The following is a 22504-nucleotide window of genomic DNA, read 5'->3' as shown; positions in this document are numbered from 1 at the left end:
ATGAATATAATTTCAACCAATCCATCTCGAAATTATGAACCAATAGGAGAGGTGCAGATTACCTCAAATAAAGAGATTGAAGCGTTGGTTAAGAATGCCCATAACGCCCAAAAAAAATGGGAGAAGCTAAAATTGTCTAAACGAATCTCGTATTTGAATGATTTGCTAAATCGATTTAGTTTGGAGCGTGATACATTGTCGCAACTATCTAGCCAAGAAATGGGAATGCCTATTTCTCAGGCGAGAGGCGATATGGAAAATGGGTTGAATTACTTTTCATGGTATCTCGAAAATGCTTCAAAATACTTAAGTCCCGAAATTACGTATCAAAAGGACGGAGAGATAAATGAAGTCCATTATATGCCCATAGGTGTTGTGGCTTCAGTTATTTCATGGAATTTTCCTTTCTCTATTTTTGTGTGGCAGGTCATCCAAAACTTGATTGTAGGTAATGTGGTAATTTTTAAACATTCTGAAGAAACCCCGTTATTTGGAAAAGAAATAGAACGAATTTTTAAAGAATCCAATATTCCCGAAGGTGTTTTTACAGAGGTTTTTGGCGGAAAAGAAACAGGTGAGTTTTTAATGCAACAAGATATTGACATGATTACGTTTACCGGAAGTTCAAAAGTCGGTAAAAAGCTTTATCAAATTGGAGCCGAAAAATTCATTCCCGTATTGATGGAATTAGGAGGTTCTGCTCCGGGAATTGTTTTTGAAGATGCCGATTTAGATAATATAATAGAAAGTTTATACATTAAACGTTTTTTAAATTGCGGCCAATGTTGCGATGGGTTAAAACGGCTCATTGTTCATGAAAGCAGATTGGATGAAACAATAGAAAAACTAACTGAAATAATCGGGAATAAAAAATTCGGTCTGTCGGAAGATGAAGATACCCAAATTGGGCCACTCGCATCTAAAACGCAAGTTGATACGATTGAAAAACAAGTTAAAGATGCTATAAATAAAGGAGCTAAGGCAGTTTTGGGCGGAAAACGCCCCAATCATTTAAAAGGCGCTTTTTTTGAGCCTACCATTTTGGTAAATGTAACAAAAGATATGGCCGTTTGGAACGAGGAAGTGTTCGGTCCTGTATTGCCCGTAGTGTCCTTTAAAAATTATGAGGAAGCTATCACATTAGCAAATGATACAAAATATGGTTTAGGCGGCTATGTTTTTACTGAAGACAAAAAACTTTTTAATCAAACGGTTTTTGATGTTAAAACAGGCATGTTGGCGCATAACAGCACAAGTTATGTGAAACCGTGCAATCCCTTTGGTGGTATTAAGGAATCTGGTATGAGTAGAGAAAATGGAAAATTTGGATTTCACGATGTTTGTCAAATCAAAATAATATCAAGAGATGAATAAAACAATTTTCACTAAAAATTAAATGTATGGACAAATTTGTACTCTCTAACCTAGACTTAGGTATTATCATTGGGTATTTTATATTTATAATGATATTGGGTTTTTACATTGGTAAAAAACTAAAATCTGCCGATGATTATTTCTTAGCAGGAAGATCCATGATTTGGCCATTCATAGGCATTTCATTATTTGCCTCAAATATTTCAAATGCTAACCTGTTGGGTTTAGCGGGTGAAGCCTACGAATCTGGAATTGCTGTTTTTAATTATGATTGGATGGCGGTTGTAGTTCTTGTTTTATTTGCCGTATTTATTTTGCCAATTTATCTAAAATCCAAAATGTTCACACTACCGGAATATTTGGAAAAAAGGTTCGATCAGCGCTCAAGACTCTATTTTTCAGCTTTAACATTAGTCGGTAACATTGTTATAGAAGCGGCCGCCGTTTTATATGCGGGTGCTTTAGTTGTGCAATTAATATTTCCAGATATTCCCGTTTGGCAAATTGTAACTGTTTTGGCTGTGGTTGCTGGCGCCTATACTATATCAGGTGGCCTGAGTGCTGTTATTTATACCGATGCTATTCAGGCTTTGTTACTTGTTATGGGGTCGGTAGTTATAACGATTATTGCTTATAATTCCATTGGAGGAATGGAAGGCTTTAATGAAGTTGCAACTCCAGGTACTTTAGACCTTATAAAACCAGTGGATGACGAATCCTTGCCTTGGCCTGCATTAATAGTGAGTTTACCTTTACTTGGTTTTTATTATTGGACAACAAATCAATTCATCACCCAGAGAATATTAAGTGCAAAAAGTATCGATCATGGGCGGTGGGGCGTTTTATTCGCAGGTTTCTTAAAACTGATAACCTTATTCATTATGATATTGCCAGGTGTGATGGCACGGAAACTTTATCCCAATCTCGAAAATGCAGATTTAGTATTGCCAACCATGATATTCGATTTATTACCTCAAGGCATTATAGGTTTAGTTGTTGCAGGAATAATAGCGGCATTAATGTCGAGCTTGGATTCTACACTAAATTCTGCATCCACATTAGTTACCATGGATTTTGTACATAAGTTTAAACCCAATCTCAACACAAAACAGTTAATGAAAGTGGGGCGGATAACCACCGTCTTATTTATGGTTTTTGCTGTGCTTTGGGCGCCTCAAATAGCAAAATTCGATTCATTATTTAGGTATTTACAAACCATGCTATCTTATATAACCCCACCCATTGTAGCCGTATTTTTATTCGGGATTTTTTGGAAAAGAACTTCTTCAAATGCAGCATTCTATTCTTTATTAATAGGAATGGCAACGGGAATTTTCATATTTATAAACAATGTCATTTTCGAATCCATAGATGTTCATTTCTTATATGTGGTTCCAATCTTATTTGTTACCACTAGCATGTCACTTATAATTTTCAGTTTGTATTCAAATGAAATAAGTAAAGATATTGAAAAATTAATGTGGACAAAAGATTCCTACCGACAAGAAACTATAACATTAAAGAACGTAAAATGGTATTTGAATTATAGAAACTTATCCATTATTCTTTTAATTATAACGGCAATTTTAGTGTACATATTTAGATAAAAAAACATAACAAAATGATAGAAAGCAATAACAATAAAACGAAAGAGAAATTGAATATTAACAGCCTTATCTCTAAAATGACACTAGAAGAAAAAGTGTCTATTATCCATGCATCTCAAAAATTTGAATCGGGAGGCGTAGAGCGTTTAGGGATTGATAATTTGGTGGTTTCCGATGGGCCTCATGGTATACGTCCAGAATTAATTCCAGATATTGTTGCTTTTGTACAGGCCGGAAGGAACGACGATTTTTCGGTGTATTTACCAACTGAATTAGCCCTAGCTTCAACATGGAATATCGATTTCGCATACGAGTTTGGTAAAACATTAGGTGCTGAAGCAAGGCATAGAAATAAAGAAGTTTTGTTAGGTCCAGGAATAAATATTATCAGAACACCTCTTAACGGGCGAAATTTTGAATACTTGAGCGAAGACCCTTATTTAACAAAAACATTAGCCGTAAAATATATTATTGGCGTTCAAGATCAAGGTGTAGCGGCATGTGCCAAACATTTGGTAGCCAATAATCAGGAATGGGAAAGGTTTACCATAAGTTCTGAAATGGATGAAAGAACCTTACAGGAAATATATTTGCCAGCCTTTAAAGCTGCCGTTTTAGAAGGCGATGTAAAGTCTATTATGGGCGCGTACAATAAATTTAGAGGGCAATATTGTTGTCATAATGATTATTTATTAAATCAAATATTAAAAGAGAAATGGGGATTTGAAGGCTTGGTAATGTCCGATTGGAACGGTACCCACGATACTATTGAGGCCGGTAATAACGGGTTGGACCTCGAAATGGGAACCGAACAAGAGTGGGATAATTACTATATGGCGAATCCGTTAATTGAAGCCGTTAAGAACAACCAAGTGCCCATGTCTAAAATAGACGATAAGGTAAAGCGAGTGCTTAAAGTAATGGCTTTTGTTAGGGATTTTGATGCCAGTGATTTAGAACCTTTGGATACAGACAAACACGACCGTTTTGCCTTAAAAGTAGCCAGAGAATCTATTGTTTTACTTAAAAACGATAATCAGTTATTACCGCTAAATCCTTTTAGTTTGAAAAAAGTACTAGTGGTTGGTGCGAATGCCACTAGAAAACATGCGATAGAAGGTGGTAGCTCACAGGTTAAAGCCCGCTATGAAGTGACGCCTTTAGAAGGCATTCAAAATCATTTTAAAAATATAGACATTATTTATTGCCAAGGCTACTCAGAAGAAGAGGACGCTAATGCTGATGCGCTAAGGGAAGAAGCCGTAAATGCAGCTAAAAGTGCCGATGCGGTTATTGTAGTTGGCGGACTTAACCATACGGGACATGATCGGGAATATATTGATAGAGTTGATATGAATTTGCCTTACGGTCAGGACGATTTAATCGAGGCTATAGTCGATGCAAACCCTAAAACCATTGTGTCTTTAGTGGCAGGTACACCAAATAATATGAACCGATGGATAGATAAAACGCCCGCGGTTATCCAAGCTTGGTATAACGGTATGGAAGGGGGCAACGCTTTAGCGGAAGTGCTTATCGGAAAAACAAATCCCTCTGGAAAACTTACCATTACTTTTCCCAAAGAATTAACCGATTCTCCGGCGCATACAAGTCCGAAATCATACCCCGGAGTTGATGGAAAAGTGTTTTATGATGAAGGCATTATGGTGGGTTACAGACATTTTGATACGCATAATATAAAACCTCAATTTTGTTTTGGTCACGGATTATCGTATACGTCTTTCAAATATAGTAATCTGAGTGTTTCAAATTCAAAGTTAACAGAAGATAAAGAAACTATCCAGGTTACATTTAACGTGGAAAATTCGGGGAGCTTAACAGGTTCAGAAATTAGTCAATTATACATTGCTCCAAAAAACAGTTTGGTAAAAAAGGCGGCAAAAGAATTAAAAGGATTTTCGAAAGTGAAATTGAATCCAAATGAAAATCAAAATATAGCATTGACTTTAACCAAAGCCGATTTTCAACATTTCGATGAGGATAAAAACGAATGGACAATCGAGCCTGGGAGCTACGATATTTTAATAGGAAGCTCTTCCGAAAATATACATCTCACCACAACGATCCAAGTCGAATAATAAATGGATGAACAGCAAGCGGCACTAACGATTAATTTTTTTGAGGTTTTATGGAACAAATATTTCAGCATTTAAAAAGTAAAATTAAAGGCGAGGTTTTAACCGATGCGGCGTCTTTAGGGATGTATTCAACAGATGCTAGTATTTACCAAATTAAGCCGATAGCTATTGTATTGCCAAAGGATGCTGACGATGTTGGCATCGCCATAAACACAGCTTATGCCAACAATATGGCCATTTTGCCACGAGGTGCAGGCACAAGTTTGGCGGGTCAAACCGTTGGAGAATCTATGATATTGGATTTTTCAAAATATATGAATGCCATCATAAAAATTAATGAAACCGAAAAATGGGTTCGGGTACAACCGGGTATGGCGAGAGACGATTTAAACGCTGTTTTAGCACCTTTAGGATTGCATTTTGCACCCGATCCCGCCACGAGTAGCAGAGCCAATGTTGGCGGTATGGTTGGCAATAATTCATCGGGTACTAAAAGTGTTTTATTCGGAAAAACGGTAGACCACATATTGGAAGCCCATGTTATTCTAGCCGAAGGAACATTATTGAATTTAAAGAATTATTCACCGGAAGAATATCAAAAAAAAGCTTCACAAAACAATCGTGAGGGTGAAATTTATAAAACTTTCAAAGATTTAGTACTCAAAAATAAAGAAGAAATAAAAGCGCGTTTTCCAAAGGTAATGCGACGCGTTGGCGGTTATAATTTAGACGAGTTTGTTTATACTGATGATTGGAATTTAAGCAAACTTATTTGTGGTAGTGAAGGAACACTCGCTACAACGGTGGAGCTGAAACTGAATCTTGTTGATCTTCCAAAGCATAAATCGGTTTGTGTGGTGCATTTTGCTGAATTGCTCGAAGCTATTTCTGCCGTAGAATCTATGTTGAAATTCAATCCTTCCGCAGTAGAAATTTTAGATAAAACCGTAGTTGGGTTAAGTAGGGAAAATTTATTGACAAAGCACCATTGCCATTTTATCGAAGGCCATCCTGCCGCTATTCTTATCGTTGAATTTTACGGCGATACCGAAGCGGATGTATTGCACAGACCGCAAAAAATGATAGCTCATTTAAAGGAGAACAACTTCGGGTATGCGTATCCTTTATTCCCCGAAGGAAAATCTTATGACGATGTCTGGGTGGTTCGCAAAAAGGGTTTAGGGTTAATGCTCGGTTTAAAAGGAAACAAAAAACCATTACCATTTATTGAAGATGCTGGAATTCCGTCAGAATCATTACCAGAATATATAGATGAAGTTTTGAAGGTTTGCGAAAAATACGGAACCAAAGCAGCTATGTACGCCCATGCAAGTGTTGGAGTTATTCATGTAAGGCCCATTTTGGATTTAAGATTGGCTGAAGATATTGAACGGCTAAAAAACATTACCGAAGACACTTTTCAGTTGGTTATGAAATATAAAGGGTCTTGGAGCGGCGAACATGGCGATGGTTTGGTACGAAGTGCGTATAATAAACGGTTTTTTGGTGATACGCTGTACAATGCTTTTATAGACATTAAAAAGCTAATGGATCCTAAGAATTTAATGAATCCGGGAAAAATTATTGAAGCTCAAACTATCGAACACAATTTAAGATATGGTGTCGACTATAAAGACGAAACGGTAAAAACTGAATACAATTATAAAACCGAAGAAGGTTTTGAAGCCGCAGTGCATATGTGTTCTGGCGTTGGTGAATGCCGAAAAGTTTTGGGCGGAACGATGTGCCCTAGTTTTAAAGCCACCAGAGATGAAGAACATTCTACACGCGGGCGAGCCAATGCGTTGCGCTTAGCCATGTCTAACCAATTGGGGGCAAATGCACTTTCCGGTAAAAGATTGCACGAGGTGATGGATTTGTGCTTATCCTGTAAAGCTTGCAAATCAGAATGCCCCAGTAATGTCGATATGGCCAAAATGAAGAGCGATGTGTTGCAGATGTATTACGACCAAAATGGGATCTCTTTTAGAGATAAATTGATACGCGATTCCTCCAAGGCAGCAAGTAAAATTTCAGGAGCCACATCGGGCCTTGTAAATACCATTCAAAAATCGAGTATATTTAAGTATATTTTAGAAAAAACTGCAGGTTTTGATAAACGTAGAACATTACCGAATTTCGCGAAAGAACCCTTTTACAAATGGTTTGAGAAAAATGCATTTAAAACCAATAAAGGGAGCAAAAAAGTGGTTTTGTTTGCAGATACCTATTTGAATTATCACGAGCCACAGATTGGAATTTCTGCACTCGAATTATTAAACTCCTGCGGCTATGAGGTTGTTTTGGCGAATGTGGGTTGTTGCCAACGTCCAAAAATTTCACATGGGTTTTTAAGAGATGCTAAAAAAGAAGGTGCAAAAACCATTGAAGGATTAAAACCATTTTTAGATCAAGGATTAAAAGTTGTGGTGTGCGAACCCAGTTGTGCATCGGCATTAAACGATGATTTGCCGGATTTAATTAGCAGTCAAGAAACAGCAGAACAATTAAAAAATGGTGTTATGATGATTGATGTTTTTCTATCGGATGAATATAATAACGGCAGGTTGGATGTGGATTTTGAACCCGTATCAGAACATGTTGCCATCCACGGGCATTGCCATCAAAAGGCATTATACGGCACAAATGCCATGAAATCATTGTTAAAAAACTCCAAAAAAGAAGTGTCAGAGATTCCATCCGGTTGCTGTGGAATGGCTGGGTCTTTTGGTTATGAAAAAGAGCATTATGATTTATCGAAAAAGATTGGCAATGAAATTCTATTTCCCGCAGTTAACAAACTAAAAAAAGATTCAGAATTGGTGGCTTGCGGATTTAGTTGTCGCCATCAAATTGAACATTTTACTGAAGCAAAACCAAAACATTTTGTTGAGGTTATTCGAGCTATAAAAAAATAAGATTTTTAAAAATACAATGTATCATGAGACAGATAAACGAGCTAAACACGAGTAACAGAATTTTAATGGGACCAGGCCCAAGCGATGTGCACCCACGAGTTTTAAAGGCGATGTCAACCCCACTGGTCGGGCATTTGGATCCGGAGTTTTTAGAGGTCATGGACGACATAAAACAAATGACGCAGCAAACATTGAAAACTCAAAACCCCTTAACATTTGTGGTTTCTGCACCCGGAAGTGCAGGTATGGAAACTTGTTTGGTAAACTTGTTGGAACCGGGCGATGAAGCTGTAATATGCATCCATGGTGTTTTTGGCACGCGGTTAGCAGATATTGCGGAGCGTTGTGGTGCTAAAGTGATAAAAGTAGAATCGGAATGGGGCAAACCCATAAATCCAGACGATGTTAAAAAAGCCTTAGCAAGTTGTAAGCCGAAGTTGTTGGCTATTGTGCATGCAGAAACATCAACCGGAGTTTTACAACCATTGGAAGAAATTAGTAAACTCACAAAGGAATCCGGTGCTCTATTGGTTGTAGATGCGGTTACCTCATATTGTGGCACCGATTTAAGAGTTGATGAATGGGGCATTGATGCGTTATATTCGGGAAGTCAAAAGTGTTTGAGTGCGCCTCCGGGATTATCGCCTGTTACTTTCAGTCAAGCCGCTATTGATGTTTTAGATCAAAGAAAAACAAAGGTTCAAAGTTGGTTTTTAGACCTCACCATGGTCAAGAACTATTGGGAAGGCGCTAAAAGAGCCTATCATCACACAGCTCCAGTTTCCGCGATGTTTGCCATGAGAGAATCGTTAAGATTGGTATTGGAAGAAGGATTGGAAAATCGTTTTAAAAGACATCAGCAAAACCATGAACTATTAAGAGATGGACTGGAAAATTTAGGCTTTGAGTTTTTGGTTGAAAACGCCTATAGATTACCCATGTTAAACGCCGTTAAAATCCCTAAAGGATTAGACGAACTCGCCATTAGAAAACAATTATTAAATGAATATAATATTGAAGTTGGGGGCGGTTTGGGGCCATTTGCAGGTAAGATTTGGCGCGTTGGATTAATGGGTGAAAGTGCCACCATAAATCATGTAAATATGTTGTTGGGTGCTTTAAAAGCTATCATTTAAAATTATATAAAATAATGAAAATTATAAGTCGGTTATTTCAATTGTTGATTTTTTTAATCTGTTCAAATCTCAGTAGTCAAAATACACCCCATTTCGAGTCAAAATTTACCGTTGCACATTTAAAAAATGCACCCGTTAAACTCATTCCCTTTCCGCAAGAATACAAATGGCAAGATGGTTATTTGAATGTATCGGAAGTTACCATTGATTCAAAAGAAATAAGTAATCAAAATACGGCTGCATTACTATCAGAATTAAAATCTATATTAAGTGCCAACAATGTAAAAGTATCGGCAAACGCTTCCGCTTTTATAATCTTTAAAAACGATAAAAAAATTAAAGATGAAGGCTATACATTAAAAGCCACAAAAAAAGGAATCACCATCACTTCATCAACAGAAAGTGGAAATTTTTATGCATTGCAAACCTTACGCCAGTTAATCGCTAATGCTCAAGTGCCTTTTGTGGATATTTCAGATTGGCCTAAACATGCGCTTCGCGGTTATATGATTGATGTTGGAAGGAATTACCAAAGCATGTCTAGCCTTAAAAAGCAACTGGATATTATGGCAAAATATAAGCTTAACACATTTCACTGGCATTTAACCGATAGGCCCGCTTGGAGAATAGAAAGCAAATTATATCCTGAATTAACGTATAGCAATAACCATCGCCAGACCAGAGATCCGGGAATGTATTATACCTACGATGAAATACGAGAAATTTTTAAATATGCTAAAGAAAGACATATCCAGGTCATTCCGGAAATTGATATGCCCGGGCATAGCGATTCTTTTGTTACCTCTATGGGCGTGAAGATGGAATCTGAAAAAGGTATGGCCATTTTAGAAGGTGTTTTAAATGAGTTTTTTACTGAAATCCCACAAGAAGATTGCCCGATAATCCACATTGGCTCTGATGAAGTAAAAATTCCTAACCCTAAAGGATTTATCGCGGCCATGGTAAAAATCTGTAAAGATGCTAATCGGGAGGTAATTATTTGGCACCCCGGATTAGAGGCCGATGACGATGTTATTCGCCAAACATGGGTGGCCGACGATGTAAAACCGGGCAATTACAGAGAAATAGATTCATGGAGTAATTATGTAAATGGTGCAGAACCCATGATGCAAATACAAAGGCTGTTTTTTAGGCCTATCGGATTTCCTTCGGTAAATAACGTTATTGGCGGTACCCTTTGTTTTTGGCCCGATGTAAACTTAAAACACGAATCTGAAGCATTTGAGCAAAACCCGGTTTATCCGTCAATGTTAACTTATGCTTGGACAACGTGGACGGCAGATTTAGAAAAAGGCTATCCGGAATATTATGCTAAAATGCCGTTAAAAGGAACCGAGGCATATAATTATTACAGTGCTTTTGAAGACATTTTATTGTTTCATAAAAAGAAATATTTTGCAAATGAGCCGTTTCCATATTTCCGACAAAGTGATAAAGAATGGAAACTTATAGGGCCTTTTAATAAAAATGATGGCGATGAAATATTGAAAGAAATGAAGACATCCTATAGATACGGTGACACCATTTTGACATGGAAAAAAGCCGTTGGAAATACAATTGTAATGAAAGAACGTTGGATGAAAAATGGCCACTTTATAGAGGCTAAAGTTGGACAAGCCGTTTATGCCACGACTTATATTCATTCGGATAAGAATCGTGAAATTGAGGCAATGATAGGTTTTGAAACCGCATTACGAGCAAATAAAATACACTTAGGTGTTCCAGAAATTGGTTCTTGGGATCAGGCAGGAGGTAATATTTGGGTAAATAACAAGCCTGTTGAACCACCTTTATGGGAGAATGCCGGTTGGAAACCTTCTAAACAAACAGGTTGGGGTTCTAAAGTTGATCAAGAAATTCCTTGGGAAAAACAAGATTTTTATTGGACCAGAACACCGAGCAAAATACAATTAAATAAAGGGTGGAATACGGTTTTTGTTAAAATACCTCGAGCTACAGCCTATCAAAATTGGATGTTTACATTTATTCCAACGGATATGACTGGGTTACGATTTAGCCCTGAAAAAAGATAGTCTGTAATAATCGAATTATCTGTTAAGAAGTGTTTTTTATAATGGCACTGTGATACCTTTAATGCACAACTCTTTATTGAAGCGTTTGTTGCTAGCAACATAAAAGCCAAAAATAATTCGATTTAGTCATTCCAATAATACCGGTAGAGTAGGGTTGTGGGTATTAAATTATGATGGTGACCGTTCTAAGGTTTTGGATTTAATCTTTTTTGAAATTGGTACAATCCAAAGTATTGTGAACATATAAATTCTAGATACTTTAAAGTCAAAATAACTCAGAAGCATAAATAAAAGATATTAATTACATTTGTTTTTGCTAACACTAAATTTTTAAGTTGAATATATTTGAGATTATTGGCTGGTTTGGAGCCTTGTTGTTTATTTTCGCTTATCTATTATTGAGTTTTAAAAAGATTGAAGCAGACGAAACTCCTTACCAATTAATGAATGTTTTAGGAGCTATTTGCCTCATGGTTAATTCGTACAAAATTGACGACGATCCTAATTTTATATTAAATTTTGTTTGGATGTGTATCGGGGTAATTGCGATTATCAGTATCGTTAGAGCTAAAAGTAAGTAGTTTTATTTAGTTGAGTTCTACGGTAGTGTTCAGCTTTAAAATATCGAAAGCAGCTTTTTTGTATTCAACCAATTTCTCGTTATAAACAGTTTCATCATCAAATAAAGATAAATAGTAATACACGCCTTCAACCATAATAAAAATAAGATCGGCTGTTTGTTTGGAATTTTCAATTAGTAGATGCCCGTCCTTTTTTGCGGCCTCTATAACTTCGGATAATAATTGTCTTAAATGATTGTGGAGTTCTTTAAATTCGGTTTTAATTCTTTGGCTTCTAAATATTAAACTGAAACAACTGTAAAATACACCGTCATCAAAAAGGGCATTCCACTCTCTTGAAAACAAATTATCCACAACTTTAATAAGCCGTTCTCTGCTATTTAGCTGCTCCTCTTCGGCGAGGTATATAAACCTGTAACTTTCCAGAATAAAATTAATTAAACCAAAAATAAGCTCTTCTTTTGAAGTGAAGTAATGAATTATCAAACTAGGATTTACTCCCATTTCTTTAGCCACCTTTGCAATCGATGCATTTTCTAAACCTTCTCTTTTGGCTACATTGTAAAACGCCGAAACAATCTCTTTTTGCCTCGTTTTCTTTAAGCTTTTTCTACCCATGCCACGAATATAAGCATAAATTTTTTTTGAAAAAAAATAAATTGATTGAACGTTTATTTAATTTAATTTTTATATTAGCCGAACGTTTGTTGTGATTCTTTGCGAAAAATGCAACAAATGTTGTTAAACAATACAAACTAAACAATTCAAATTATTATGAAACAAACTTTACTTAGTTTTCCTTTTCGGAAGAAAAAAAATCAAAAACTGTTCTCGTTGCTGTTTTTTTTCGCATTTACTATTACCTGTTGGGCACAGGAAATAGAAGTTAAAGGAAAAGTTACCGACTCGAATTCGAAGCAACCCATTCCAGGTGTAAATATTGTTGTTAAAGGAACAGCCATTGGCGATGCTACCGATTTTGATGGAAACTTTTCACTCACGGTCCCATCTAAACAATCTGTTTTGGTTATTTCCTATATCGGGTTTGTTACCCAGGAAATTATCGTGGGCGACACCAATTTTTTTACCATCGAATTAATTGAAGATGCGGCTCAACTCGATGAGGTTGTAGTAACGGCTCTAGGTATAAAAAAAGAAACAAAATCTTTAGGATACGCTGTTCAAGAGGTTAAGGGTGAATCTATGGTTAAAGCGCGAGAGCCTAATGTAGTTAACTCTTTAACTGGTAAAGTTGCTGGTTTAACCATTAGAAACAGTACCGATTTATTTGCCGACCCAAGCATATCTTTAAGAGGCGGTACGCCGTTAATTGTAATTGATGGTATTCCTAGTACCGACAACGATTACTGGAAATTAAACGCCGATGATATTGCAGAAATCAGTGTATTAAAAGGTGCCACGGCATCGGCACTTTATGGATCGATTGGTAGAAGTGGTGCTTTAATGATTACCACAAAACGCGGAGAAAATGGCGTTACAAGAGTAGATTACAACACAAGTGCTATGTTTCAGCCCAGTTATATTCGTATTCCAAAAGTTCAAACTACATATGGTAACGGTGATAACGGATCGTATGCTTACGTTAATGGCGGCGGCGGCGGTACCGAAGGTGGCGGTTGGATTTGGGGTCCAAAATTAGACCAATTAGATCCATCAACACCAAGTGGCTTTAACGAGGTTGTTCAGTATAACAGTCCGATCGACCCCAATACGGGAAATCGTATTCCAATTCCATTTATATCAAGAGGAAAAGACAATGTTAAAAATTTCTTTGATACCGGACTGATTTACACAAATAACATTGCTGTTAGTGGCGGAAACGATAAAGGTAATTTTAGGGTTACAACATCTCATATTTATCAAAAAGGCGTTGCGCCAAATACGGGACTTAACAATTCATCATTTGGAGTTTCAGGGGGGTATAACCTAACCGATAAACTAAAAGTTGATGCCTCATTAACGTATAATAAACAATACACTAAAAACTTTCCACAAACAGGATATGGGCCTCACAACCAATTGTACAACTTGGTATTGTGGACTGGTGTTGATGTAGATGTACGGGATTTAAGAGATTACTGGGCCGAAGGTCAAGAAGGTGTGCAGCAAAAACACTTTAATACCTCTTGGTATAATAACCCTTATTTTATTGCTTACGAAGCTTTACAAGGTTACTACAAAGACAATACCTATGGAAACTTAAACATTAATTACGACCCCACTGAGGATTTTACGGTTAATTTTAGGACAGGATTTAACTCGTCTACAACCAATAGAGACTGGAAAGAACCGCAAAGTATTATAGGCTATGGTTCCTTATCAAAGGGCGATTATTTCTTAAACAGCTCGACTGCTTTTTCATTAAATGTCGATCTTATTGCATCGTATTCAAAAGAAATAAATGAAGATCTTAAATTTAATGCAAGTGTTGGGGCTTCAACGCGGTATTGGGATAATAGAAACCTGTCTTTACGTACAGATGGTTTAACTATTCCCGATTATTACAATACAGCAAATTCAATCAACCCATTAAAGGGCTCAAATTGGTATGGTAAAGAGTTGGTTAATAGTATTTACACTACTTTGGATGTTGAGTTTTTACGGGCGTTTTACTTAGGTATTACGGGCAGACAGGACTGGGTGTCCACCTTACCGGTAAAAAACAACAATTTCTTTTATCCATCGGTTTCTTTTTCAGCAGTAATTTCAGATTTAGTTGATTTTGGAGACCCGATTTCATTTGTAAAACTTAGAGGTTCTTGGGCCAATGTATCAGACGGTAGAACAGGAGCAACCTATTCTCACTTAACCGCATATAACAACGGGATAAGTTGGAACAATAACTCTTCATTAAACTATCCGAGCACTTTATTAAACGACGATATTAACCCTGAAACTTCTGATACTTATGAGGTAGGTTTGGATATCAGGTTTTTTAAGAGCAGATTAAAACTTGATGCCACCTATTACAGCATCAAAGAAACCAATAACATTGTTACCGTGCCCATTTCGATAACCTCCGGATTTGGTTCTCGATTAATTAACGGAAACGAATACGCAAGAACAGGTGTTGAATTTATATTAGCGGGAACCCCAATAAAATCGGATGATTTTAGATGGGATATTGCCACCAACTGGAGTAGTAGCCACAGAACATTGGAAAGTGTTTACGATGGTTCCGATCGTATTGGAAATATAAAAGTTGGTTCTAGAACCGATCAAATATATTCTACACCGTACTTAAAAACACCGGGTGGACAGTTAATATATGGTTCTAATGGATTTCCGTTAAACGATACCTTTTCAAGAAGAAGAGGATATTCAGATGCTAATTGGGTGTATGGTTTTCAAAACACTTTTACCTATAAAGATTTTAGTTTAAACGTTGCTTTTGATGGTAGACTTGGAGGTCTTATTTACTCCACTACCAATCAAAAAATGTGGTGGAGTGGCACGCACCCCGGAACCGTAAACGAACATAGAGAAGCGGCCAATAATGGCGTAGATTCTTTTATTGGTCCAGGTGTTGTGGTTGTTGGCGGTGATGTGGAATACGATATTTATGGAAACATTACCAATGATACACGTGTGTACGCACCAAACACAACAAAAATCAACTACATTTCTTGGAACAAAAATACGAGCAATGCCGTTTTAGACCATTATTACAGTCAATCGTTCTTAAAGTTAAGGGAGATTACGCTTACTTATAATATTCCACAGAAATATACTAGCGCATTAAATATTGACAAAGCAGCTATTTCATTTGTGGGAAGAAATTTAGCTTTATGGTCCGATTTACCAAATGTTGATCCAGATTCAGGTTTTGATAATCTTCAAACCCCTTCAACAAGAAACATCGGGTTTAACTTGAACGTGTCATTCTAAAAAAAATACAAAAGATGAAAAATATAAAACTCTTATACAGCTTAATATTACTTATTACATTAGGAAGCTGTACAAATTTTGATGATTTTCAAAACGATCCCAATAGAACAACAAAAGGCGACCCTAGTTTGCTTTTAACAGGAATTCAAATTAGTGCATTCAATATTGTATCAACAGATGCTGCCTTTGCAAGTAGGCAAATGGTAAATGTAGAGCATAATAACACGTATCAACTATATGGTTGGCAGCGTAGTGGATTTGGCACTTACAACAATTTAAGACAAGTTTTGAAAATGGAAGAGGAAGCTACTTTGGCTGGAAAAACAGCTTACGCTGCCTTGGGTAAATTTTTCAGATCTTATTTTATGACGGACCTTACCCGAACCTTTGGCGATGTGCCGTATAGCGAAGCACTTAAAGGGAGTGCCGATGAGCCCATTTTTACAGCAAAATACGATAAGCAAGAAGATATTTATATTGGTATTCTTGATGAATTGGACGAAGCAAACACCTTGTTATCTAGTGAAACCGGAACCATTAGTGGCGACCTAATTTACGGCGGTGATTTATCAAAATGGCGTAAAGCGGTAAACGCATTGAGTTTGCGTATTTTAATGTCATTGTCAAAAAAAGAGGGTAATTTTAACGTTGGTGTGGTAAGCAGGTTTAATGCCATTGTGAATAATCCGAGTCAATATCCCATATTTACATCAAATGATGATAATACTGCATTGCCATATTATGATTTAGATGGTAACGAGTATCCATATTTTAATTCCAATCAAATTAAAACGAATTATTACATGGACGAATCGTTTATAAATCATCTTAAAGACAGAGAAGATCCAAGACTTTTTGCCTTTGCTCAACGCGAAGAAAATGGTGCAAATCTTCCTGAAGATGATTTTAATGCCTATGGCGGTTTACCCGGAAGCGATTTGGCATCGGCAAATTCTGCTAGAGTGTCTCAAGGCGAAGGTTCATTGATTGCAGAACGATATTATAATGATCCCGTAAACGAGCCAAGTATAGCCATTGGTTATGCCGAGGTGCAGTTTATATTGGCAGAAGCGGCAGCCAGAGGATGGACTAGCGGAGATGCGAGTGAGCATTACCAAAATGGAATTCGCGCTTCTATGCAGTTTTATAATATAGACAGCGCTGCTATCGACACGTACTTGGCAAACCCACAAATTGTTTACAACGCATCTCAAGGCATTGAAATGATTATAACACAGAAATATTTGTCATTTTTTATGAACTCGGGTTGGGAAGCATTTTACAACCAAAGAAGAACCGGATTCCCAGAATTTTCTACCGATGGACCAGGCATTTTAAATGACGGCAACATCCCAAAACGATGGATGTATCCAGAAAGTGAAATTCAGTCAAACAGAGAAAACCTTGAAGCCGCAATAAACAGTCAATACCCTAATGGAGATACTGTAAACGGCGACATGTGGTTACTTAAAAATGAATAAAAACATAAATATATAAACAATGAAAAATATTAAATCGTTCATCTTACTGCTATCCTTGGTTGCAGTTGTGTCATGCAGCAGCGACGATAGTGTTACAGATCCCGTATATGAGTTTATTGCGTTTCAAGCCGAATCGGTAACCATAAACGAATTTGATGCCAGTGTATCACCAGAATCCATTGTAATTGATTTATTGGGCTACGAACCCAAAGAAGATATTACCGTTAACCTTTCGGTTGTTGAAAACAATGCGACCGAAGGTGTAGACTATACCTTGTCAACCAAAACCTTATTGATAGAGAAAGGGAGTTACACCTCTGAGCCTTTATTTATAAGCACTATCGATAATGTATCGGGTAGTTTGGAAGATAGAAGTGTCGATATTTATATTGAAAGTACGAGCAACCCTAACCTGAATATCGGGTTAGGGTTGGACAGTCCAACAAAAGCATTTATAAGAGTGAACATTGCTGATGACGAGTGTAGCTCGACCACCGATGTTTTTAACAATACAAATGTTCAAAATGAAACTCCTTTTGGCACGTTCACGGTTGTGGGCAGTGTTAATGGAGACGTGGTGACCTTTCAGGGTGATTTAATTGCCTATGGGCCTTTCCCAAATGCTAAAGTGGATATCACTTTAACACCTGTAGCCGAAGGAGCTACAAAGGGGAGCGCCACATTCGAGCAACAAGTTGGCGGAACCGATAACGATGGGTATGTATATGCCTTTAGTCAAGTAGGAGAAGGTACTTACGATGTGTGCTCCGGAACAGTTAACGTAGAATACGATGTGGTTTATGAGTCTGGAGGCGACTGGGTGTATTGGTACACCATCACCAATGAATTTAAACTTCCATAAGAATTGAGTTTTTAAATAGTGTTATGTTTTGGGGAAGAAGATTGTTAGTTTTTCTTCTTCCCCTTTTTTATGTGCCTATTTACAAAACAAAAAAATCAATATGAATCCATTTTTTAATCCTTTTAAAGAAAGACAAAAATGTATTACTTAGGCCTGAACATAACAAATTCAACCATAAAAGTTGCTTTGGCCAATGTGCATTCGGGTATAAAAGTAAATACGTTTGAAGCTCCTTCAAAGGGTATAAAATCATTTGAAAATGAAAAGGATGGTTTTGATGATGAAGGGTTTTGGCTCGTGGTTTGTTCGGCAATTAAAAATCTGATAAAGGATTCAAAAATTGATACGGATAAGATTTCTGGAATTGGAATTTCCTATGATTCAGAGGTGTTAGCTCTTTTTAATTTATCGCATCAAAAAACAAAACAATTGGTAGCTTTTAAAAGCTTATCGCTTTCGGATATCAAGTGGTTGTCGGAGAACGATCAAAATAAGTACCATCAAATTGATAAAATTATTTTGCTCGGAGATTTTATTGCCTATAAATTTACCCATACTATTTCTACCACTAAAGATGGGTTGGTCACATTGGGCTTATGGCATTGTGACAAGGACACGTGGGATAAAAGTGCATTGCACCGCTATCAGATTAAAAAAAGCATGATACCCACGGTTGTCGAAAATTTTAAAAATCACGGACTGGTTACACCGTCTGCGTCTCAAGACACCGGCATACCCGTTGGTACACCCATACTGTTCAGGGCAGCGCATCAAGCAAGTACAGCACTTGCCATAAATGTTTTAAATCACGGCGAAATTGCCATATCAACGCAATCGCCAACACGAATTTATGCTTTAACCAACGCATCTAACCCTAATCAAAATTTAAAAATTGACCATGAATTACCAATCGGGAAATCGATGATTTTCAAGGGCGGATATTTGAAGTACGAATGGTTGAAAAAACAGTTTAAGGAAAACTCTTATGAAATCATGAATCGTAAAGCTTCTGAAATTTCAATTGGAGCAGAAGGCGTTACCGTTTTTCCTTTTGGAAATGGAAAAGAACAGATGCTAAAAAATATTAATATTGGAACTGTTATTAAAGGTGTAAATTTAAAAAATCATTCAAAAGCACATTTGTTTCGAGCAACTTTAGAAGGTATCGCATTTGCCATGGTTTATGGTATTGAAAATTTAAAAACCAACAAAACTGAATTCCACACCATTAATGCGGTAAACGATATGTTATTTCAATCGGAAGTATTTGTAAATACCTTAACTTCGTTAGTCGAATTGAAAATTACGACTTACAATACCGATATGGCAGTAAATGCTGCCCGAGCCTGTAGCTTGAACCTTGGTGATTTTAAAAAATACCAAGACATCATTTATGAAAACGATCATGCCCAAACCTTTGAGTTATTAAAAAACAGAGAACCCTATGTGGAAGCCTACCAACATTGGAAAAATGAATTGAAAATTATTTTAAAAAATCATTTATGAGTCGATACATATTAGTAATATTTACAGCGCTTGTTTGTTTATCTTGTCACAGCATAGAAAACAAAAAGAAAGCAGATGAAGATAAAGCAACACAGCCTACAGAGCTAAAAGTAATGACCTTTAATATTTGGCAAGAAGGCACTATGGTTGCCAATGGGCTGGATAAAATAAGGGATGTTATTTTAACTACCAATCCGGATATTGTGAGCTTTACCGAAGTTAGAAATTACAACGATGAAGATTGGACTGCAAAAATTATTCAAAAACTAAAAGACAAAGGCATTGATTATTTTGGCAAATTTGCTGGCGGTGATGTGTCGTTAATAAGTAAATATCCCATAACGGCCTCTGAAGTTGTTTACGATGGCGAAGGCTCTGTGGTAAAGTACACTGTAAAATTAGAGACCAAAATACTTGTGGTAGCAGCGGCACATTTGGATTATACGGGATACGCTTGCTATTTACCTCGCGGATACTACGGCGGTACTCCAAATTGGAATCTTATAAAAGATGAAAATGGCAATAAATCGCCAGTGACCAATGTTGACGAAATTTTGGCATATAACAAAAAATCGACACGGGACGAACAAATCGCTGCGTTTTTAAACGCCGTAAAAAACGAGACCAACCCCGTAATTTTAATGGGTGATTTTAATGAGCCATCACACTTGGATTGGACCGCAAAAGCAGCAAATCGCTTTGACCACAGCGGTGTGGTTATTAACTGGCCAAGTACTTATGCGCTCTATCAAAAAGGATTTATTGATGCCTATAGAAATTTCTACCCCGATGAACTTACACAGCCGGGAATCACGTGGCCATCAAAAGTACACGGCAAGGATTCAACAAGTTGGACGCCACTTTCGGATGAACGGGACCGAATTGATTTTATCTTCTACAAAGGTCAAGGTATAAAAACCACATCGGCCACTATGGTTGGCCCAAAAGCATCCTATGCCTATAATGAATTGGTGTCTACTTTCACCGCCGAAGAAAATTTTATGGCAAATACTTTGGAATGGCCCTCAGACCATAAAGCAGTCATGGCAACATTAAAGTTTGAATAAAATCTAAAAAAAACAGAAATGATTAAGGATACAAATGGCTTTGGGAAAAATAATATAAAATCTTGGATATTCTGTATATGCTTGCTTTTAGGTTTTGTTTCGGCAGGCGCAAAAACCACAAACCGTTTAAAATTATCATCAACGTTAAACTTTAATAAAACAATTATTAAGGCCGAAAAGTTTGGTGTTATTCCCAATACTTTAAAGGACATGGCGCCAAAGCTTAATAATTTGATAAATGAGGCGTCTAAATATACAAATGTAACTATTGAGTTTCAAAAGGGTAGATACGATATTTGGCCAGAGCATTCACCAAAACGCGATTATTTTATTTCAAACACATCCAGTGAAATCGAATGCCCTTCAAAAACAAAAACTATAGCCTTGTTACTTGAAGAATTTAACGACATTACTATTGAAGGAAACGGTGCTCTGTTCGTATTGCACGGTAAAACAACCAATTTTGCTTTTGTTAATTGTAACGGCGTAAAAATGCAGAATATCAGTTTTGATTATAAGCGGCCCACAATGTCTGAGCTTAAACTTGAAAAAATCTCAAACCATAGCATTACTGCAAGTGTTAATCCGAGTTCAACGTTTGATATCTCCAATGGTCAAATCGATTTTTATGGTAAAAACTGGCATCTTAATAAGCACCACACCATCGCTATAGACCCTAAATTATCTACGGCTTATTATAGTGATTTTAGTCCGTTGTTAAACAGTCAAGCAAAAAGGATTGCTCCTTTTAAGGTTGTTTTTAAAGGCGATTTCACAGAATCCAATTATAAAAAAGGACAAGTGTTAACGGTTAGAGACCCTATTAGAGATCAAGTTGGTGGCTTTATTGGGTATAGCAAGAATATCGAATTAAAAAATGTTAATATGCATTATATGCATGGCATGGGTATTGTAAGCCAGTTTTCGGAAAATATTACTTACGACGGGGTTAAAGTTAAGCCTCGGAAAGAAACGGGCAGAAAGATTGCAGCGTTTGCTGATAGTTTTCATTTTTCAGGCTGTAAAGGGCAGATAACTATTAAAAATTGTACCACTTCTGGAGCTCATGATGATGCTGTAAATATTCATGGAACACACTTAAAAGTGATTGAGAAAATAGCTAACAATAAAATCAATCTAAAGTTTATGCATCATCAAACTTATGGCTTTGATGCTTTTTTTAAGGGTGATACTTTAAATTTTGTAAAGCCTAAAAGTTTGCAAAATTACGGTGTTGGTATTGTAAAAAAGGTCTCAAAAATAAGTGATAGAGAGCTGCAAATAACCTTGGATAATAATTTGCCCGTAGGTTTTAAAATAGGTGATGTGGTTGAAAATATAACATGGACACCTTCGGTATTAATTAAAAATAATTATTTTTCGGGTACAAACACGCGAGGTGTATTATTAACAACACGAAGAAAAAGCATTATAGAGAATAATGTTTTTTACAGAACCGGAATGCATGCCATTTTAATAGCGAATGATGCTTCAAGTTGGTATGAATCGGGTGCTGTAAGAGATGTTACCATAAAAGGAAATCAATTTATTGAATGTGGCTACAATCTCTCTCCAAATAGTTATGTGATTAATATTTGGCCAGAAAATCATAAAGAAATACCCAACTATTTTGTTCATGAAAATATTGTAGTTGAGAACAATTTGTTTAAGATATTTGACACCCCTATCTTAAGGGCGAAAAGCGCAAAAGGATTAATATTTAAAAATAACAAAATTGTGTCCTCAAACATTTTACGTCATCTAAAAGGCAACAAACCTTCATTTTATTTTCAACAGTGTAAAGATGTATTTGTAGAATTGAATAAAACAAACCATGGTGTATTTGATTTCATAGAAATAAAAAATATGACGAATAACAACATCACGGTAAAAAACAAGAAGTAGCACGA

General features: G+C 36.5%; 14 protein-coding genes. 13 read left to right on the top strand and 1 reads right to left on the bottom strand.

The genetic code is table 11. The features are described 5' to 3' along the window. From RNZ46_RS01200 to RNZ46_RS01170, 7 genes are all read left to right on the top strand, one after another. Positions 1 to 1374, top strand: coding sequence for an aldehyde dehydrogenase family protein (locus tag RNZ46_RS01200; RefSeq protein WP_316983568.1), 1374 nt, complete (start codon positions 1 to 3; stop codon positions 1372 to 1374). 26 nt (positions 1375 to 1400) lie between these two features. After that, positions 1401 to 2981 (top strand): sodium:solute symporter, encoded by a 1581-nt coding sequence (locus tag RNZ46_RS01195; RefSeq protein WP_316983567.1) that lies wholly within the window; start codon positions 1401 to 1403, stop codon positions 2979 to 2981. Positions 2982 to 2995: 14 nt separating this feature from the next. Further along, positions 2996 to 5080: a beta-glucosidase family protein gene (locus tag RNZ46_RS01190; RefSeq protein ID WP_316983566.1), complete on the top strand. Its 2085-nt coding sequence runs from the start codon at positions 2996 to 2998 to the stop codon at positions 5078 to 5080. A gap of 50 nt (positions 5081 to 5130) precedes the next feature. Further along, positions 5131 to 7998, top strand: coding sequence for an FAD-binding and (Fe-S)-binding domain-containing protein (locus RNZ46_RS01185; RefSeq protein ID WP_316983565.1), 2868 nt, complete (start codon positions 5131 to 5133; stop codon positions 7996 to 7998). Between the two features lie 23 nt (positions 7999 to 8021). Next, on the top strand, positions 8022 to 9134 hold the full coding sequence (locus RNZ46_RS01180) for a pyridoxal-phosphate-dependent aminotransferase family protein (RefSeq protein ID WP_316983564.1): 1113 nt from the start codon (positions 8022 to 8024) through the stop codon (positions 9132 to 9134). A 14-nt stretch (positions 9135 to 9148) separates the two neighbouring features. Further along, a complete protein-coding gene (locus RNZ46_RS01175) occupies positions 9149 to 11188 on the top strand; it encodes a family 20 glycosylhydrolase (protein WP_316983563.1) in 2040 nt (679 codons plus the stop codon). Positions 11189 to 11523: 335 nt separating this feature from the next. After that, a complete protein-coding gene (locus RNZ46_RS01170) occupies positions 11524 to 11769 on the top strand; it encodes a CBU_0592 family membrane protein (protein ID WP_316983562.1) in 246 nt (81 codons plus the stop codon). Between the two features lie 6 nt (positions 11770 to 11775). Here RNZ46_RS01170 and RNZ46_RS01165 read toward each other — a convergent pair whose 3' ends face one another. Next, complete coding sequence (locus RNZ46_RS01165) at positions 11776 to 12387, bottom strand: TetR family transcriptional regulator (protein WP_316983561.1); 612 nt, start codon at positions 12385 to 12387, stop codon at positions 11776 to 11778. A 156-nt stretch (positions 12388 to 12543) separates the two neighbouring features. On the opposite strand from RNZ46_RS01165, the gene RNZ46_RS01160 reads away from it, so the two are divergent. The 6 genes from RNZ46_RS01160 (at position 12544) to RNZ46_RS01135 (ending at position 22499) form a co-directional block, all read left to right on the top strand. Beyond that, on the top strand, positions 12544 to 15678 hold the full coding sequence (locus RNZ46_RS01160; RefSeq protein ID WP_316983560.1) for a SusC/RagA family TonB-linked outer membrane protein: 3135 nt from the start codon (positions 12544 to 12546) through the stop codon (positions 15676 to 15678). Between the two features lie 14 nt (positions 15679 to 15692). Beyond that, positions 15693 to 17159 carry a SusD/RagB family nutrient-binding outer membrane lipoprotein gene (locus RNZ46_RS01155; RefSeq protein ID WP_316983559.1) on the top strand — a complete coding sequence of 489 codons (1467 nt, stop codon included), beginning with the start codon at positions 15693 to 15695 and terminating at the stop codon, positions 17157 to 17159. Positions 17160 to 17178: 19 nt separating this feature from the next. Next, positions 17179 to 18021 carry a hypothetical protein gene (locus tag RNZ46_RS01150; RefSeq protein ID WP_316983558.1) on the top strand — a complete coding sequence of 281 codons (843 nt, stop codon included), beginning with the start codon at positions 17179 to 17181 and terminating at the stop codon, positions 18019 to 18021. Positions 18022 to 18159: 138 nt separating this feature from the next. Then, positions 18160 to 19527: a xylulokinase gene (locus RNZ46_RS01145; protein ID WP_316983557.1), complete on the top strand. Its 1368-nt coding sequence runs from the start codon at positions 18160 to 18162 to the stop codon at positions 19525 to 19527. Next, complete coding sequence (locus RNZ46_RS01140; RefSeq protein ID WP_316983556.1) at positions 19524 to 20594, top strand: endonuclease/exonuclease/phosphatase family protein; 1071 nt, start codon at positions 19524 to 19526, stop codon at positions 20592 to 20594. The genes RNZ46_RS01145 and RNZ46_RS01140 overlap by 4 nt, the downstream gene beginning before the upstream one ends. 18 nt (positions 20595 to 20612) lie before the next feature. Further along, positions 20613 to 22499, top strand: a complete 1887-nt coding sequence (locus tag RNZ46_RS01135) for a right-handed parallel beta-helix repeat-containing protein (protein WP_316983555.1) — start codon at positions 20613 to 20615, stop codon at positions 22497 to 22499. Positions 22500 to 22504 lie beyond the last annotated feature (5 nt).

Origin of the sequence: Hwangdonia lutea, from assembly GCF_032814565.1 — a bacterium.
Classification (GTDB): domain Bacteria; phylum Bacteroidota; class Bacteroidia; order Flavobacteriales; family Flavobacteriaceae; genus Hwangdonia; species Hwangdonia lutea.
This window is presented reverse-complemented; position numbering and strand designations above follow the sequence as displayed.